This is a genomic window from Bacillus sp. EKM420B, from assembly GCF_011065565.1.
GTDB lineage: Bacteria > Bacillota > Bacilli > Bacillales > Bacillaceae > Bacillus > Bacillus velezensis.
Genome location: NZ_JAAMNX010000004.1, coordinates 181,061 through 195,642, shown reverse-complemented (window position 1 = coordinate 195,642; position 14,582 = coordinate 181,061). Strand labels below are relative to the sequence as shown.

The 14,582-nt window shown below is 44.5% G+C and carries 20 protein-coding genes and 1 pseudogene; 10 read left to right on the top strand and 11 right to left on the bottom strand.

The genetic code is table 11. The annotated features are described in order from the left end of the window. The first annotated feature begins 90 nt into the window (after nucleotides 1-90). The 4 genes and pseudogenes from metA to cspD all read left to right on the top strand — a co-directional run bounded on the left by metA (nucleotide 91) and on the right by cspD (nucleotide 2,785). On the top strand, nucleotides 91-996 hold the full coding sequence (metA, locus tag G9F48_RS14045; RefSeq protein WP_003153608.1) for a homoserine O-acetyltransferase MetA: 906 nt from the start codon (nucleotides 91-93) through the stop codon (nucleotides 994-996). 224 nt (nucleotides 997-1,220) lie between these two features. Beyond that, nucleotides 1,221-2,363, top strand: coding sequence for a diglucosyl diacylglycerol synthase (locus tag G9F48_RS14040; RefSeq protein WP_102422245.1), 1,143 nt, complete (start codon nucleotides 1,221-1,223; stop codon nucleotides 2,361-2,363). Nucleotides 2,364-2,457: 94 nt separating this feature from the next. Next, nucleotides 2,458-2,569: pseudogene (locus G9F48_RS14035) on the top strand (hypothetical protein); the annotation flags it as partial. A gap of 15 nt (nucleotides 2,570-2,584) precedes the next feature. Then, a complete protein-coding gene (gene cspD / locus G9F48_RS14030) occupies nucleotides 2,585-2,785 on the top strand; it encodes a cold-shock protein CspD (RefSeq protein ID WP_003153604.1) in 201 nt (66 codons plus the stop codon). A gap of 51 nt (nucleotides 2,786-2,836) precedes the next feature. Here the strand turns inward: cspD and G9F48_RS14025 are convergent, their stop codons facing one another. Next, a complete protein-coding gene (locus tag G9F48_RS14025) occupies nucleotides 2,837-3,019 on the bottom strand; it encodes a hypothetical protein (protein ID WP_077722488.1) in 183 nt (60 codons plus the stop codon). A gap of 161 nt (nucleotides 3,020-3,180) precedes the next feature. Here G9F48_RS14025 and G9F48_RS14020 point away from each other — a divergent pair, with 161 nt between their 5' ends. Continuing rightward, a complete protein-coding gene (locus tag G9F48_RS14020; protein ID WP_007409519.1) occupies nucleotides 3,181-3,438 on the top strand; it encodes a DUF2564 family protein in 258 nt (85 codons plus the stop codon). Between the two features lie 26 nt (nucleotides 3,439-3,464). On the opposite strand, the gene G9F48_RS14015 is transcribed toward G9F48_RS14020, so the two are convergent. Together G9F48_RS14015 and G9F48_RS14010 are read right to left on the bottom strand one after the other, a co-directional pair. Next, on the bottom strand, nucleotides 3,465-3,647 hold the full coding sequence (locus G9F48_RS14015; RefSeq protein ID WP_003153581.1) for a zinc-finger domain-containing protein: 183 nt from the start codon (nucleotides 3,645-3,647) through the stop codon (nucleotides 3,465-3,467). Nucleotides 3,648-3,649: 2 nt separating this feature from the next. After that, a complete protein-coding gene (locus tag G9F48_RS14010; protein ID WP_102422244.1) occupies nucleotides 3,650-4,321 on the bottom strand; it encodes a ribonuclease H family protein in 672 nt (223 codons plus the stop codon). 81 nt (nucleotides 4,322-4,402) lie between these two features. On the opposite strand from G9F48_RS14010, the gene G9F48_RS14005 reads away from it, so the two are divergent. From G9F48_RS14005 to sspL, 3 genes are read left to right on the top strand one after another with little or no spacing between them, the layout of a single operon-like run. After that, complete coding sequence (locus G9F48_RS14005; protein WP_077722490.1) at nucleotides 4,403-5,083, top strand: queuosine precursor transporter; 681 nt, start codon at nucleotides 4,403-4,405, stop codon at nucleotides 5,081-5,083. A 6-nt stretch (nucleotides 5,084-5,089) separates the two neighbouring features. Continuing rightward, nucleotides 5,090-5,482: a reverse transcriptase-like protein gene (locus tag G9F48_RS14000; RefSeq protein ID WP_102422315.1), complete on the top strand. Its 393-nt coding sequence runs from the start codon at nucleotides 5,090-5,092 to the stop codon at nucleotides 5,480-5,482. Nucleotides 5,483-5,533: 51 nt separating this feature from the next. Next, on the top strand, nucleotides 5,534-5,662 hold the full coding sequence (sspL, locus tag G9F48_RS13995; RefSeq protein WP_003153575.1) for a small, acid-soluble spore protein L: 129 nt from the start codon (nucleotides 5,534-5,536) through the stop codon (nucleotides 5,660-5,662). Between the two features lie 5 nt (nucleotides 5,663-5,667). Here sspL and G9F48_RS13990 read toward each other — a convergent pair whose 3' ends face one another. From G9F48_RS13990 to G9F48_RS13960, 7 genes are all read right to left on the bottom strand, one after another. Continuing rightward, a complete protein-coding gene (locus G9F48_RS13990) occupies nucleotides 5,668-6,555 on the bottom strand; it encodes a 5'-3' exonuclease (protein WP_070082003.1) in 888 nt (295 codons plus the stop codon). Between the two features lie 95 nt (nucleotides 6,556-6,650). Beyond that, nucleotides 6,651-6,794 (bottom strand): hypothetical protein, encoded by a 144-nt coding sequence (locus G9F48_RS13985; RefSeq protein ID WP_003153570.1) that lies wholly within the window; start codon nucleotides 6,792-6,794, stop codon nucleotides 6,651-6,653. Nucleotides 6,795-6,870: 76 nt separating this feature from the next. Continuing rightward, on the bottom strand, nucleotides 6,871-7,128 hold the full coding sequence (locus tag G9F48_RS13980) for a YpbS family protein (protein ID WP_031378990.1): 258 nt from the start codon (nucleotides 7,126-7,128) through the stop codon (nucleotides 6,871-6,873). A 67-nt stretch (nucleotides 7,129-7,195) separates the two neighbouring features. Then, nucleotides 7,196-10,777 (bottom strand): dynamin family protein, encoded by a 3,582-nt coding sequence (locus G9F48_RS13975; RefSeq protein ID WP_165409644.1) that lies wholly within the window; start codon nucleotides 10,775-10,777, stop codon nucleotides 7,196-7,198. 180 nt (nucleotides 10,778-10,957) lie between these two features. Then, the gene (gene fbpC, locus G9F48_RS13970; protein ID WP_025284905.1) at nucleotides 10,958-11,053 is read right to left on the bottom strand and encodes a Fur-regulated basic protein FbpC; all 96 of its coding nucleotides are present in this window, start codon (nucleotides 11,051-11,053) and stop codon (nucleotides 10,958-10,960) included. Nucleotides 11,054-11,125: 72 nt separating this feature from the next. Then, nucleotides 11,126-11,632: an isoprenylcysteine carboxyl methyltransferase family protein gene (locus G9F48_RS13965; protein ID WP_003153565.1), complete on the bottom strand. Its 507-nt coding sequence runs from the start codon at nucleotides 11,630-11,632 to the stop codon at nucleotides 11,126-11,128. After that, the gene (locus G9F48_RS13960) at nucleotides 11,632-12,732 is read right to left on the bottom strand and encodes a type III polyketide synthase (RefSeq protein ID WP_102422241.1); all 1,101 of its coding nucleotides are present in this window, start codon (nucleotides 12,730-12,732) and stop codon (nucleotides 11,632-11,634) included. The genes G9F48_RS13965 and G9F48_RS13960 overlap by 1 nt, the downstream gene beginning before the upstream one ends. Nucleotides 12,733-12,897: 165 nt before the next feature. Here G9F48_RS13960 and G9F48_RS13955 point away from each other — a divergent pair, with 165 nt between their 5' ends. After that, the gene (locus G9F48_RS13955; RefSeq protein WP_165409643.1) at nucleotides 12,898-13,506 is read left to right on the top strand and encodes a GNAT family N-acetyltransferase; all 609 of its coding nucleotides are present in this window, start codon (nucleotides 12,898-12,900) and stop codon (nucleotides 13,504-13,506) included. A 29-nt stretch (nucleotides 13,507-13,535) separates the two neighbouring features. Here the strand turns inward: G9F48_RS13955 and G9F48_RS13950 are convergent, their stop codons facing one another. After that, nucleotides 13,536-13,844 (bottom strand): MGMT family protein, encoded by a 309-nt coding sequence (locus G9F48_RS13950; protein WP_156734881.1) that lies wholly within the window; start codon nucleotides 13,842-13,844, stop codon nucleotides 13,536-13,538. Between the two features lie 222 nt (nucleotides 13,845-14,066). Here G9F48_RS13950 and G9F48_RS13945 point away from each other — a divergent pair, with 222 nt between their 5' ends. After that, the gene (locus G9F48_RS13945) at nucleotides 14,067-14,330 is read left to right on the top strand and encodes a hypothetical protein (protein ID WP_025852546.1); all 264 of its coding nucleotides are present in this window, start codon (nucleotides 14,067-14,069) and stop codon (nucleotides 14,328-14,330) included. The last annotated feature ends 252 nt before the right edge of the window (nucleotides 14,331-14,582 follow it).

Genomic DNA, 14,582 nt, shown 5'->3' with positions numbered 1-14,582 from the left:
AATGCGGTTTATTGCGCCGGGATGGATTGAAAAATGGCTTAAAAATTTCTATAATGAAGAAAATTAACGGGGAATAACGGAGGTGGCATGTTGCCTATTAATATACCAAATCACCTGCCTGCTAAGCAGGTGCTTGAAAGTGAACACATCTTTGTAATGGATGAAAGCCGGGCTTTTCATCAGGATATCCGGCCGCAGAAGATCGTGATTTTAAATCTGATGCCGAAAAAAATCCAAACGGAAACCCAGCTCCTCAGGATGCTTGGGAATTCACCTTTACAAGTTCACTTTACGTTCTTAATTCCGAGCACACATACTCCAAAAAATACGGCAAGGCAGCATCTGGATGAATTTTATACGGATTTTTCCAGCATCCGCCACAAACGGTTTGACGGAATGATTATTACCGGGGCTCCGATTGAGCACCTGCCGTTTGAAGATGTTTCTTACTGGGAAGAATTGAAGGAAATCATGGAATGGAGCAAAACGAACGTCACTTCAACACTCCATATCTGCTGGGGCGCTCAAGCCGGTTTATACTATCATTACGGCATTGAGAAAGTGGAGCTGCCGAAAAAAATCTTCGGTGTGTTTGAACATACCGTTCTTAAAAAACATGAGAGATTGGTAAGAGGATTTGACGAGCTATACTATGTGCCCCACTCACGGCATACAGATATTAATACGGAGCAGCTGCAATCGGCTTCGGATCTGGATGTGCTCAGCGTTTCAGAGGAAGCGGGGGTCTGTTTAATCGTTTCAAAAGACGAAAAACAGATTTTCTTAACGGGTCATCCGGAATATGATACCGATACGCTGCTTCAGGAGTATGAGAGAGACATAGAGAGAAATCTTTCAAACGTAGAAGCTCCTAAGCACTATTTTGCGCCCGGCGGGAAAGAACCTGTTAACCGCTGGAAAGCTCATGCAACGTTATTGTTTATGAATTGGCTGAATTATTACGTATATCAGGAAACCCCGTATGAATGGGATTAATTTTTGTTTTGAGTGATACGGTGACAAAAATATGATAAAATACTCTTGATTCAGTATGCGTATAACAAAACTTTAAAATAATGGAACATATCAATTAAATTTAGTTTAAATATGTTGCCGCGCTTATTATAAAATGATGCACTTGTGTTATGTTTATCTATAGACAATAACTCCTTACGATGCATGAAGCTTGCTTGTTGTTGATTACATTGAGGTGAATTTACTTGAATACCAATAAAAAAGTATTAATTTTGACTGCAAATTACGGAAACGGGCATGTTCAAGTGGCCAAAACGCTCTACGAACAATGTCTGCGTCTCGGCTTAGATGTGACGGTTTCCAATTTGTATCAAGAGTCAAATCCGATTGTTTCAGAGGTTACTCAATACCTTTATTTAAAAAGCTTCTCAATCGGGAAACAGTTTTATCGTTTGTTTTATTACGGAGTTGACAAAATCTATAATAAACGCAAATTCAATATTTATTTTAAAATGGGAAATAAACGTTTAGGCCAGCTCGTCGAAGAGCATAAGCCGGACATTATTATCAATACATTTCCGATGATTGTCGTACCGGAATACAGACGGAGAACCGGAAAAGTGATCCCGACGTTCAACGTTATGACCGATTTCTGCCTTCACAAAATCTGGGTTCATGAAAATGTTGATAAATATTATGTCGCCACAGATTACGTGAAGGAAAAACTGATTGAAATCGGCACTCACCCGAACAACGTAAAGATCACAGGCATTCCCATCAGGCCTCAATTCGAGGAATCGATGCCGAAAGAACCGATTTATAAAAAATACAATCTCTCTCCCGACAAAAAAGTTCTTCTTATTATGGCGGGAGCGCATGGTGTGCTGAAAAACGTAAAAGAACTGTGCGAAAATCTCGTTCATGACGATCAGGTGCAGGTTGTGGTGGTGTGCGGTAAAAACAGCTCGCTGAAAGAATCCCTCAGCAGCTTGGAAAGTGACAATGCCGACCGGCTGAAAGTGCTGGGCTATGTAGAAAGAATTGACGAGCTGTTCCGTATTACGGACTGCATGATCACAAAACCAGGCGGCATCACACTGACGGAAGCGACGGCGATCGGAGTACCCGTTATTTTGTACAAACCGGTTCCCGGACAGGAAAAAGAAAACGCCATTTTCTTTGAAGATCGCGGTGCGGCTGTCGTGGTCAACCGCCACGAAGAAATTTTAGAGTCTGTCACCTCCCTTCTTGCGGATGAGGAGAAGCTGAACCGGATGAAGGACAATATTAAAAGCCTTCACCTCCCCAACTCTTCTGAAGTCATTTTGCAGGACATTATAAAAGAATCTGAAATGATGGCCGGGAAGGCGGATATGGCATTATCGTAAAAGAAAAGCACACGAACGATTCGTGTGCTTTTTGTTTTTTTCCGGTTAAGCTTTGTTACTGGAAAAATAAAGATAAAAAATAGGGAGCGGCCGCTTGACGCCCGCTCCCATATGGTGTATAGTTGAACCATCATTTAACAACGTTTACATACGTACGGTTGGATGATGACAAAATTTTTTTTAGCACGAAGGTGCTACAGTACTAGGAGGAATTAAGCAATATGCAAAACGGTAAAGTAAAATGGTTCAATAACGAAAAAGGATTCGGCTTCATCGAAGTTGAAGGCGGAGACGACGTATTTGTTCACTTCACTGCTATCGAAGGAGAAGGATACAAATCATTAGAAGAAGGACAAGAAGTTTCTTTTGAAATTGTCGAAGGTAATCGTGGACCTCAAGCTTCTAATGTTGTAAAACTCTAAACTCAATACATGTTGATCAGATGACAAATAGAGGAGAGGCGTATGCCTCTCCTATTTGATTGCCGTCTGAATCTCAATTGCGACAAGATTCTGCTTACAGCGCTGCTCGATTTCTTCAATTTGCTTCTCCTTTGACGGCATTCCTTTTTTTGCCATTTCCGCTAAACTTCCCAAATCACCGTATATTTCTTTAAATGTCTGCTGAAGGATTGTTTTTAAATCATTATCATTCACGGCTGGTTTTTCCCTTCTCTCCCAAGATACCCTGAATAATAGTAAATAAGCCCTAATTAATCAGGTTCAATAGTTATATCGGCTTATTTTCTATATTTTTTTCTATTTTCCGTACATATTTCTAAAAAAAATCTCCAAACTATTTGCGGAGGTGTTTTTTAATGGACTCTGAATTTTTTCCAAACGGACTGACGGATAAACGCCAGCTTGAATTAGCAGTGGAAACTGCCCAGAAAACAACGGGAGCGGCTACCCGGGGCCAAAATTCAACTTTGGTGGAATCTGCTTACCAAGCGATTCAGGATGCCAGAACGATGTCACAATCCAGTGAACTGCAAGCTCTCGACCAGGATTTTCTGCAAAAGCAGCGAATGCTTCTCGACGATTGCCAGCATCAGCTTGATGAATTCGAAAAATAAAACCGCAGAAACTGCGGTTTTATTTTTTATTGATTTGTCAGCACCTTGCCGTAGGCTTTCAGCTTCTCCCCCACCGTGCATTGGTTGATACAGAAAGAATGAGCGTGCGTTTTTCCAAACTCTTTGCGGAAATGCTTTTTTACGAAACAGTCTTTGCAATATTCATCCTGAAGCTCTGTCAATTCTTTATAAATGCTTTTTTTATCCAATATCAGTCATCTCCGTTACCTTCTAATGTTATGCGGCTTTCAATTTGCCGGTCCGAGAGAATTTTTCTGGCAAGGTCATCCGCTTCTTGATTTTCCTTTCGGTTTACGGCTTCATATGTCGGTGTCAGCTTTAAGGATTCGAGCAGCGCTTCAATTTTATCCAGCCATTCGTTTTGCGTTTCATCATAACACGGCCAGCTGCCGTCAAGCTGATGCAAAACGACGAGGGAATCCCCTCTTATCGTGATTGAATTTCTGCTTGCGCCAAGTTCCTGCACTTCCTTAAGCGCTTCGTACAAAGCGGCATATTCCGCCTCATTGTTCGTCTGAAGCGTTAAGCTTTTGTTTTTCCGTATGCGATGCCGCTTGCCGCCGAGAGAATAATACACGACAATTCCGAGTCCTGCGCGTCCGCTTGTTTTGTCAAAGCCGCCGTCGAAATACACTGTAATGTCGTCAGGTTCGTACGCAAGTTCTTCAGTAAGCTTTTCTAATTCTTTAAGCGTCCAGCTCGCGCCTTTTTCATCCTCAAAATAAATGTTTTTTATATAAGGAAAGCGGCTGACTTCTCTTGCAAGCATGCGCGCTTTCGGAACGGTCAGCCAATCTTCGGAAAAAAACGCGACAGGGCCTGTTCCTTTTGCTTCTATTTCGATATACGGCTTAAGATTCATTGAAATCACCTTACCATTCATTAGTTGACGGGCGTGTGCTATAATCAAACCATTCTCAAATTGAAAGGAAGTCAGCAGGTTTTGTTTAACGATGTGTTATGGATCTTATTTGCGGTCATTCATTTTATCATTGTTCTTCTGTTTTATAAAGGATTTGGCAAAACGGGCCTATTCGTATGGATCGGTTTCGCCACGGTGTGCGCCAACTTGCAGGTTGTCAAAACAGTTGAGCTGTTCGGGCTTACGGCAACACTGGGAAATATCATGTACGGCACCGTTTTCTTCGCAACGGATGTGCTGAACGAAAAATACGGTCCCCGGGAAGCTCGCAAAGCCGTCTGGCTCGGCTTTTCCACTCTGCTCGCTTTAACATGCGCCATGCAGGGGGCTCTTTTATATAAACCGGCTGCGTCAGATATCGCACAGCCTGCCCTTGAGACGATTTTCGGTTTTCTGCCGCGTGTTGCGCTCGGAAGCCTCTTGGCTTTTATTTTCAGCCAAACGATAGATGTTTATGTATATTCAGCCATTCGGAGAATCTTTCCTTCAGACAGGCTTCTCTGGCTCAGAAACAGCGGAAGCACGGCCCTCAGCCAGCTGCTGGATACATTTATCTTCACTGCCGTGGCCTTTCTCGGCGTTTATTCCGCGGGCGTCTGGTTCAGCATCTTTATTTCGACTTATCTGATTAAATTTGCGGTATCACTCATTTCTGTCCCTTATGCGTATGCGGCAAAACGAATGACACCGAAGGGAGAGTGACGGATGATGCCCGCTGAAATTTACGTGGACGGTGCAAGCGCCGGAAACCCGGGCCCGTCCGGTATCGGTATTTTTATTAAACATGACGGGAAAACAGAATCTTTCTCAATTCCGATCGGCGACCATTCAAATCAGGAAGCTGAATTTCTCGCTTTAATTGAAGGAATGAAGCTGTGTGCCGCCCGCGGATTTGAGTCCGTGTCATTCCGGACGGATTCGGATATCGTGGAGCGGGCCGCGGATCTTGAAGCGGTTAAAAACAAGGCTTTCCAGCCGTTTGTTGACGAAATCATCCGCTTAAAGACCGGATTTCCATTGTTTTTCATTAAGTGGATTCCCGGCAGACAAAACCAAACAGCCGATCAGCTCGCAAAAAAAGCGATTCGGCTGAATAAATAACCGGAATGAAATTGCGTCTCACTGTTCATCCTACAAATGAGGTGAACAGCTATGAGAAAAGAAAATAAAGGCCGGCTGACCGGGGGCGTGAATCCTCAGGGAAATATGGAAGGAAATGCGCATAAAGACCCGAAATCAGCCCTTGAAAACAACGCAAAAAAAAGCAATACAAAACGCTAGAGGGATCAGCTGATCTCTCTGGCGTTCAGCTTTTCGAGCATTCTTTCAATTCCTTTTATCTGATGGCGTCTGAGCATTAAGGATGCTTCTTCCATCTTCAATGAAAAAAGTGCTTCTTCAAGCGTACAGACTAACGGCACCTCGCAATGTATTTCAGCAAGCTGCCTTGACAGCTCCAATTCTTTCAAGCTTTGCTGAATTTTCGTTTGCTGGCCCTTCGGCAAGAGAGCGAGGCTTTCTAATAACCGTTCTATGTTTTCGTATTCACGGATCAGCTTGTACGCCGTTTTTTCCCCGATCCCTTTAACGCCGGGATAGTTATCGCTCGTGTCTCCCATCAGCGCCTTAATGTCAATCAGCGCTTTTGGCGGAACTCCCGTTTCTTCTCTGAATATCTCATCTGTATATACCTTATAATTGCCGATACCCTTTTGCAGCAGCGCTACTTGAACTTGTTCATTCAGCAATTGAAGCAGATCTTTATCACCCGTTACAATCGTAATTTCCGCTTCCCCGGCAAATAGGGCAGAAAGCGTACCGATACAGTCATCCGCCTCATAGCCTTTTATGCCGATGTTTAAAAACCCGAGCTCTCGCGCTGCTTCTTTCGCTAAATCAAATTGCGGGATCAGCTCAAGCGGCGGTTCGCTTCTGTTGGCCTTATAATCTTGAAACAAATCATTGCGGTACGTTTTGCTCCCCATATCCCAGCAGCAGACGACATGTGTGGGCTGAAACGTATCAACCGCCGTAATGAGATGCTTTAGAAAACCGTTGACGCCGTTTGTCGGGATTCCGTTTTCATTTATCATAAAATTGCGATGAACGGCCGTCGCGAAAAACGAGCGGAACAAAAGCGCCATGCCGTCAACGAGCAGTAATTTGTTATTCATATATCGAAACTCCTTTTTTTATTCAATGTTCCTATTTTACCAAAGAAGGCGGTAAAAAAACAGCATCCCCCCATTTGGAAGATGCTGCCTTCACGTTACTCACCGTGTCTTTTATTGCTTGCCATCAGCTTTTCAGCTTCACGGCCGGCATAAGAATCAAATTTCTGTCCGAAGCCGTTTTTCTTTTTGGCATTGTTATTCTGCTGAGCATTTCTGTTTCCCAGTTTTGTTCTGCCCATGGTCATATCCCCCTTTAGAGAAGATACGGATAGTATGTACAGCAAGCGCTGATGACACACGCGGCAGGTTCATCCATTACTGTCTGCTGACGAATTCTTTCACCATCTCTTCACTTACGAATCGTCTTTGCGGCACGATGCCCTTTTTCGCCAGCTGGTTCATTTTTGCGGTGATGCCATTAATGGCATCTGTCGTGAACGGTTCATTCTGTCTGCATTTTACAATGGCTTCTTCAATGGCCTGTTCACGCTCATAGTCAAGCTGTACAAATGTTTTGACGTGCTGATGCTGTTTTGCGGAATGTGCTGAAATTGCTTTATGGACTTCTGACATAAAAGGTTTCATCTCGCTTTTTTCATTTTAGTCTACCACGACTGTTATCTGCCCGCCAACCGGATTTTTAAATTTTCAGCATTTCATCTTTCTTTTTCCATGCTTTTTCGGCTTCGTAAAGGTGTTCAATTTCCCTTGCACTCGTATTTTCCGCAAGACCTTGTAAATAAGTGTCCCGCTGCTCGCGGATCTGGGACAGGCTTTTATCCGCCATGTCTTCTTGCAGACGGCGCACCTGCTCAGTATATCGCTCTGAAAGGCTTTCTTTCTCCTGCTCAAGCCACTTTTCTGTCACTTTTTGCAGGCTGAGCCTGAGCCCTTCCACAAACGCTGCTTTTCCGTTCTGTTCAAAAAACTGCTTCGGCGATTTAACTTCTTTTATGTGATGTGTGAATGCCGAGACGTCAATGACCGGAGCGACCTCTTTCAGCTGAACGGCAAATTCGTTTTCGGCGCTCACATAAATAGAGAAATCTCCGTCTTCCATAAGCTTCTTCTGACAGTTTTCCATCCATTCCTCAGTCATATGGCGCTCAATAAAACCGGTCATCCGGATATCGAGCGTTTTCAGCTCTTGAATATATTCAAAACGGAATTCCTTGAGCGCCTCATTCAGCGCCGCTGCTATATTTTGTTTCCAATCGCCGTTTTGAAGGCCCGGATGGAAGGCGGTTTTCAGCATATCATTCGCATAAAACGTCAGGCGATGTTTAATGTGATAGAGCTGTTCTTCTGTATCTTTCATCACTTTTCGAATGATGACCTCAGACGTACGGCGCTTTGAAATGTCAGCGAGAGCTTTTTCATAGGAAGACTCCAGACGCTGTTTCTTTTTCTCTTTTTCTTCTGCCGACTGGTGAAGAGATTCGTGAAGCTGTTCCACCATATCGCACAATTTGTCCGCCTCTGTTTTCAGCTGGGCGCAGCTGGCCCTCATTACATCTTCCTCAATAAAGTGCTCAAGTCCGGTTCTTACATCAGAGAACCTGTTATAAAAAGCTGCTTTTTTACCCGCAAGCTCTTCTTTACTTGAGACATGATATAATTTCGGCCGGTTAATTCCCTCTTTTGAGAGTTCTGAGCGGACATAGTCTTTGACTGTTTCCAGCTCGCTTTCGGTTTTGGCCAGATCGGCGGCGTTAATGACAAAAAACATTTTATCCATGCCGAATGATTCTTTGACGAGGCCGAGTTTCTTCAGAAAAGACCTGTCTCCTTTTGAAAAAGAATGCTGATAGTACGTCATATAAAAGAACGCGTCAGCATCTTTTATATATTGAAAGGCAAGTTCCGTATGGCGCTTGTTTATACTGCTTGCTCCCGGCGTATCAACAATGGTGATGCCTTTTTGCGTGAGAGGCGAATCATAATACACGGTGACTTCTTTTACGCAGCAGGCCGTTTTTTCTTCCGCTGCATACGGTTTTAAATCTTCAACCGGCACCGTCAGTGTCAGCCTTTGACGGATCTGTTCTTCATACGTATCAAACGCCTGCAGCATCGTCTGAATCACCGGGATAAGTTCATCCGGAACTTTTCCCTTTTTAATGGCATAATTCCATCTCTCTTTCAGTGAACGCCCCTTTACATCAGCGTCTTTCAGCTCAGTCAGCTGAAGCATTTCAGCGTCCAGATCCTCCTCCGTCTTAAAAACGATCTCCGCAGATTTATGCGGTTTGCCGGCTTGCGGTTTCGTTATTTTGTTGATCGTAGCCGTTGTGGGCGTCGGTGATGACGGAAGCACGTATTCACCGACAAGCGCATTTGCAAATGATGATTTACCGGAACTGAATCCGCCGAATAACGCCAAGGTAAACTGGCGGTTTTCAAGCCGCTCAATCCTGCTTCGAAAGGCTTCTGCCTGTTTTCCTAATATGCTCGAGGATTCAAGAATCCCGGCAAGCTCATAGAACCGATCAGTCTGCTCTTTTATAGGGAGTTCCTTCATCGCATTTTTTTCGGGCTTGTTTACTTCATACTGTACAGTCTCTTTTGGTTTCTCTTTTTGGACGGGCGCTTTTGCAAGACGTTTTTTTCGCGTATACCAGTCGCCGCTTCCCGTATCACAGGTCAATTCTTCTTCCCACAAAGCGCGGACCCGGGCTGCTTTTTCCAAGTCATTGCGTTCTTCTTTTGCCGATTGCGCGAGCTCATCCCTTATCTGCTTTTCTTTTTCGAGCCGGTTTTTCAAGTTCTCAATGAGCGGTCCGTTTTTTGCCTGAACATAAGCGGTCAGCTCCTCAATGAGTTCCGCTGTTTGTCTTTTGGCTTCCCTTCTGATCATCTCAGCGAGGTCTTTCGTATAAGTTAATACGTATTCAGATGAAAAGGCCGCTCCCTGCTTAATGGCCTGAGCGGTGATATCATCAGAAAGCGGTGTGCGGTACGCCTGGATTTTCTTGATCAGTTCGTCCGAATCCGCTTCATACCGCTTGGCCGCTTTCGTAAATGTGTCGATAATATGCCAATCCGCTTCCCCTTCCGTTCTTTTTTTAATATCGGCAAAAAATTCAGCATGCCTTCTCTCTTTCTCCTGAGCCGTTTTCGCTTTTGAAAAGAATAATCCGGTTTTAAATGAGGGCTGCTGTGATTCAATATAAGCAGATGCAAGCTCCCTCATCTCAAAGGGTGTCAGATTAGCGTTCTGCAATATGTTCTGCACGTCTTTTCTGATGTCTTTCTCTGCTGTTTCAGCCTGTTGAACGGCTTTTTTAAGCTCATCTTCAACAGAACGGACAAGTGCTTCTTGTTTGTCAAACTGCTCTCCGCTGCCGTTTTTATCTTCTTTTACGAGCATCTCTGTATGCTCTTTGACTAAGTGTGCGACTTTTCTCTCCGTTAAGGACCATAAATTTGATTTTGCCTGCTGTTTCAGCTTCTGCAGATGTTTTTTCAGCTGTTCCATGCCGTTTAAAGGATGGTCAGGCTCAGTGACAGACGTAAAGAAAAGCGATTCTTTCGGTATTCCCGCGCCTTCAAGCATATCTTCCACCTGCCTGCGGTACTCTTCAAACTTCGTTTCGGTTTCATCATGCCTGTCAATTTGGTTGACGATCAGAAACAAATTCGGAATACGGTCTTTGATGGAGCTGAGAAACAGCATATTTTCTTCTGAATGAACGTGATTATAATGAACGACGTAAAATAAAGCGTCAGCCTGATGGAGAACCGAAGCGGCAGATAAAAAATGCGCTTCGTCCGTCGAATCAATTCCCGGTGTGTCAATGTAGGCCGCATAAGGCTCTGACTCCTTAAAGCCGGCATAGACTTCCACCGTTTCAATTTGCTCACCGTCTTTACAGAATTGCTGCACTTGTTTTTTATCGTAACTTCCTTTAATTTCTGCATAAGCCCCGTCCGTCGTATGAAGCACGACTTTATCTTCACCGTGCCGGATGACAACGAGGTTGGCGCTTGTGGGAATCGGGCTTGTCGGCAGTATGTCTTCACCGAGCAATGTGTTTAATAAAGAGGACTTTCCGGCCGAATAATGCCCGGTAAACGCGATATAAACCTCTTCATCAGCCGCTTTTTTCATAATGGCTGCGAGCTGATCGGCCCGTTTTTCATCCTGATGATCCAAAAATTGTGCGTATAAGGCACCCGTTCTGCTGAAAATCTCCCTGTTATGGCGTTCTTCTTCTGTCATGTGTCTTTACCCCTTTGTGTCTGTCGCATCAAATGACGTTTTCATTTTTAGAAAGCTCTGAAAAAAACCTCTCCCCCATTTTACACAAGAATGGCCCACTTTTCTTCTGGAAACGTAAAAAAGCCGCCGATATCGGCAGCTGATAAAAAAAACACCCGCGGCATTAAAAACCGCAGATGTTTAAGAAGACATCGATTTATTCGAAACTTTTTTCAATACGAAACCAATTAAAACACTGTATGTACAAACGGCTGCAAATAAAAATAACATTGTCATTTTCGGCACCACCTTGAATGAGAATCATTTTCATATTTACATCTTATCATGAGTGAGAATGATTTTCAATCTCTATTTTGCGGTGTTTTCTTCTAGCGCTTTCTCTTCGGCGCGAATCCTCACAGTGAGCATGCAGGCATTGAGAATCGAAAAGAGAAACAGTGTCCAATATGCTCCGTATAACAGCGGCAGAAAAATAAATTCTAAGATGACGACCGCGTAGTTCGGGTGCTTCATCCACCTGTACGGCCCCTTTCTGACAAGCTCCGCATCCGGCACGACAAGAATTTTCGTATTCCAATACCGCCCTAATGATAATAGAGCCCAATACCTGATCCCCTGTACAAATAAAATAATACATATAATGGCGGCCCACCTTGGAGAAAGCGTTTTTTGAAACGCCGCCACCTCAGCTGTAAGAGAGACAAAAAAGAGCACGTGCATCAGGACGAGAAAGGGATAATGTCCTTCTCCGTATTCGACTGCGCCTTGCTTTTTCACCTTCTGCTCATTGCGCCGGGCCACGATCATCTCCGCAATCCGCTGGGCCGCAAGCAGCATGATAAACAGCCAAAACATTAAGAAGCCCCCTTTTCCCAGCTGAACAGCAAAAGCTCAGACGAAAATCCCGGCCCGAGAGCGCCGATCAGCCCTTTTTCGTTTTCTTTCTGCCGGCCGCGGAGCAACTGTTCTTTTATCACATGAAAAATAGTTGCGGAAGACATGTTCCCGTGTTTTTGCAGCACCTTCCGAGATGCCTCAAGCTGACCGGTGTCCATTGAAAGACTCGTTAAATAGGCGTCAATGACCTTTTTCCCGCCTGGATGGGCAAGAAAGGTTTTAATGTCGTGAGGACCGACACCATATTCTAATAAAAATTCATCAACATTGTCCTTCAGCCACTGTGAAACCAGGGTGGGAATATCTCTTGAAAAAATGACTTGAAAACCGCTGTCGGTGAATTCCCAGCCCATCACATCTTCCGCATCCGGCATCATCACCGATTGAGTGGCAAATATCCGCGGAAGAAGCGGCTGTTTGACGTCGTTTCGGTTCGCCTTTTCCCCTCCGATTAGTACTGCGGCAATTCCGTCCGCAAACAGGGAAGTTCCGATCAAGTTGCTTTTTGACTTGTCGTTCGGCTGAAACGTTAAGCTGCAGAGTTCAGCCGCGATGACAAGCACGTATGCTTCAGGATATGCGCGGCAGTATTCGTACGCCCTGGACAGGCCGGCCGCTCCGCCCGCGCATCCTAAGCCCCATATCGGTATCCGTTTTGTTTTCGCAGAAAACGGCAGCTGATTCATCACTTTCGCTTCAATGCTGGGTGTCGAAAGCCCGGTGCTGGAAATAAAAAAGATCGCATCCACTTTTTCATATGGGAAGGGATTTGTTAAACAATCCGGGTTTGTTAAACAATCAAGCGCCGCATCCGCACTATGCTTAACGGTTTCTTCCGTATACAGGCGGTTCTTTTCTGAAAAACCCCGCGCCGTTTTATACCATTCAATCGGCCGGACAAACTGCCTTGATTCAATTTCGCCGTTTTGAAAGGCTTTTAACAGCCGATCAATATCCTTAAATGAATCGGCAAACATCCCTCTCGCAAAATCCGCCGCCGTTTCTTGCGAGACATGATATTCCGGAATGCTCGTTCCGACCGACAACACATATGCCATGCCCATCACCTCTTCACATAAAGGTTTCCGCTTTTTTCCTGAATGTATGCATAAGTTTGAATCGAGGATTTCACTGACATGCCATTTTAATTTAAAATTGGCCCTTTTGAATGATAAGCCGTTCGACTATACTTGACCCATTCATGAAAAAAGGTTGTGATAAGAATGCTGAAGCCCGTCATTCTTAAAGGGTCACTCGTTCAGTTAGAGCCGAGGACGATTGATCACACTCAGGCACTTTGTGAAGCTGCTTCAGGAAATAGGACGACTTACGCTTACACCCATGTTCCTGACGGAATCGAAGAAACAAAGCGTTATATTGAACGTGCGCTTTCCGATTATGAAAAAGGACTTGCATTGCCATTTGCAGTACGGAGTCTTGAAACAGACCGAATCGTCGGAAGCACGCGGTTTATGGATGCGGAAGTGTTTACGCGGCCGGCGGACGCAGCCCCGGAAATGTGTGAGATCGGCAGCACATGGTATGCCTCTGCCGTACAGCGGACCGGTGTGAATACGGAATGTAAACTTCTGTTGCTGACCCATGCGTTTGACGCGTGGCAAGCTGTCAGGGTGACGCTGAAAACCGATGTTCGCAACCAGCGCTCACGAACTGCGATTTTGCGGATCGGTGCCCAATTTGAAGGAATCCGCCGCGCGCATATTCCGGCTGTCGACGGCGGCCTCAGAGATACCGCCTACTACTCCATCCTTCGGGAGGAATGGCCTTATATCCGGCAAAACCTTTCTGGCCGGCTCGCAGCATATAACTGAAAAACCTGCCGATATATACGGCAGGTTTTTTACATATTCGGCTCATGGACGTATAAATTGAGATCGATCCGTCCGTCTGACGTGACCGCTACGCCCTCAGCTTCAAGAGACAGCTTCTGTACAGAAAACATCTCTTCATCTCTTAATCCGATTTCACCCTTTGCATTGATGACCCTGTGCCAAGGAAGACGATGCTTTTTACTCATGGAGTGAAGAATCCTCACAACCTGCCTCGCTCCCCGCGGACTTCCCGCAAGACCGGCAATTTGACCGTACGTCATCACTTTTCCTTCAGGAATCTGTTTGATAATGGCTACCGCCCGTTCCGTAAATGTCATGTAACTCCTCATTTCGCAAGAGCAGATGATTTTCGAGAAAATCATCTGCTTCCTGATCTTATTTTTATAGATGATAATTGCTTCATCATCATACTTATTACATCTCTGCGTTTAAATAGATTATCTGTTTGTTCACAAAAAATTAACAAAGATAGGCATGTACATGTTTAACATAATATGTAATAATACAATTGTATTAAAAAAAGAAAAGGAGTGTTTGCAATGAAAATGAAAAAAGCTTTAGCCGGCTCAGCCCTATCACTCGCTTTACTCTGTTCTGCCGTCCCTGCTTTTGCTGCAGGTCCTGCTGATACACCTTCTGCAGAAAGCAAAACGAAGGAAGTATCTGCTTTGGCGACGTTCATACTTAATGGTTATGGCCCTGATTACCCTACTTCAATTTACCGGAATGGAATCACCTATTATTTAGACAACATCACCTTCCATGGTGCTGATGGCACTTGGACAGCCGTCTACAAAAGCTGATTTTTCATGACGGCGGAATGATTGTCTCAAGTAACAACTAGAAAGCTGCTAATATAAGGGGGCTTTGCCCCTTTTTTTAGTTTCACTCCATTTTATAATTGATCCAGCATATAGCACCTAGGTGCGTAATTTTATTACATCCGATGATCATTATCAGTTGTACTGTTTCTGCTTTTAGACGCAAAAACACATAATCTAAAATTCTCTCCCGCGTGTCTATCCAAAAGCCGAGTCTCAACTCTATCAATCCGG